At 68.1% G+C, this 1,588-nt stretch carries 1 protein-coding gene; it reads left to right on the forward strand.

Translation table 11 applies throughout. The features are described from left to right. Nucleotides 1–466 precede the first annotated feature (466 nt). Entirely contained in the window at nucleotides 467–1,396 is a 930-nt protein-coding gene (locus RIF23_RS20630; RefSeq protein WP_310914302.1) for a hypothetical protein, read from the forward strand. Nucleotides 1,397–1,588 lie beyond the last annotated feature (192 nt).

Consider the following 1,588-nt stretch of genomic DNA (forward strand, 5'->3'; position numbering starts at 1 on the left):
ACCCTGGGGCGCTCCCCCGCACGACGGCCAACGGTGGAAGTGCGGTGCGGGCGGTGCGGAGAGCGCCCGGTGTGGCCGTGTGGTTTCTCGTACGGCGGCCAGCGGAGTGGGCGCGTCGCGGAGGCGCCGTGTTCTGGGAGGGTTGTCCGTGCTTCGGAGAGGCTGCGGGCTATCGAGGGCATACCAGGGTGATCGGAGTGTGGAGACGGAGGCTCTCCGAGCAGGGCTCGTCCCCAGCTCCGAGTGTGTCACGGGGTGGGATCATCCCCCAGATCGACGCCATTGCCACCCGTGGTTCCGGTGGGTGGTCATCCGTGCGCGCCGTGTTGGCCGCCGGCGGCGTCGCGCCCTGGGGCGCTCCCCCGCACGACGGCCAACGGTGGAAGTGCGGTGCGGGCGGACCCGAGGTTGGGGGGTTGTGGACAGCTCGCCTCCTGGTCCCGGGAGTTTCGGAATACTGGAGGCCATGGACGGACTTCCTCCGTATGGCAGTTCCCGGGAGGAGTTGCGCTTTGTCCGGCCGACGCGCAACTACGGGCCGGGCCTGTGGAATCGAGCCCAACAGCTCCATACCGCGCTCCCCGGCGGTGCCGTCTTCGTCGGCCGGACCGCGGCCTTGCTCCACGGGGCCGACGTTCTACCCCCGGGCCTCGACCCGGGCTTCTGGCCCGTGGAGGTGGCCGTACCTCGGAGCACAGGAGCACGCTGCCATGTGGGTATGCGCTGGTACCGCTGGAACCTCCCAACGGACCATGTCACCTCGGTGTCAGGTCTGCCGGTGACCACACTGGCCCGCACCGCCGCCGATTGTGCCCGCTGCCTACCGCGGTTGGAGGCGATCGCCGCCGTGGATCAGCTGCTGAACCTCCATGCCGATCCAGCGGCGATACAGGCAATCCTTGAGCGGTCCTCCAACCGGCCGTACATTGCTCAGGCACGATCGATCGTGGATCTGGCGGTGCCCGGGGTCGCCTCCCCAGCGGAAAGCTGGTGCCGCTGCCTGATCTACGATTCCGGACTCCCCAAACCGCAGATCCACATCCCGGTGCCCCTCGCAGCGCACGCCACGGCCTACATAGACATGGGCTATGTGGAATTCCGCGTCGGAGTCGAATATGACGGCCATGAGCACCACACGGCCCAGGACGACGTTGACCACGACCTGCGTCGGCGCCGTAGGCTCTTCCACCTGGGCTGGAAACTCGTGGTCGTGCGCTATCAGGACGTACTTTGCGCCCCCGACCGAATGCTCCTCCAGCTACTGGGCCTGTTGCAGGAACGCGGGTGGGCCGTACGCCCCGAAGCACAGCGGCGGATACGACGACGCATCGACTACATCGCCCGGTGCCAACGGAAGAACCAAGAGCACTGGTTCCAGGACTTTGGCATTCCGTGATTACAACCCACCGTTGCACTGACAGGGCGGGGGCAATGGGTTGGCAGGCAGGTCTCGGGGAGCATGCCACGTACCCGGAGGCCCCGCCCCGCTAGCCGCTGTGCGAAAACCACGCGGCCACACCGGGCGCTCTCCGCACCGCCCGCACCGCACTTCCACCGTTGGCCGTCGTGCGGGGGAGCGCCCCAGGGC

Origin of the sequence: Lipingzhangella rawalii, assembly GCF_031628175.1 — a bacterium.
Lineage (GTDB): Bacteria > Actinomycetota > Actinomycetes > Streptosporangiales > Streptosporangiaceae > Lipingzhangella_A > Lipingzhangella_A rawalii.

Bases quoted from the DNA above. Each gene is read 5' to 3' on its own strand.
- RIF23_RS20630 (WP_310914302.1), top strand. From the start codon at position 467: ATGGACGGACTTCCTCCGTATGGCAGTTCCCGGGAGGAGTTGCGCTTT.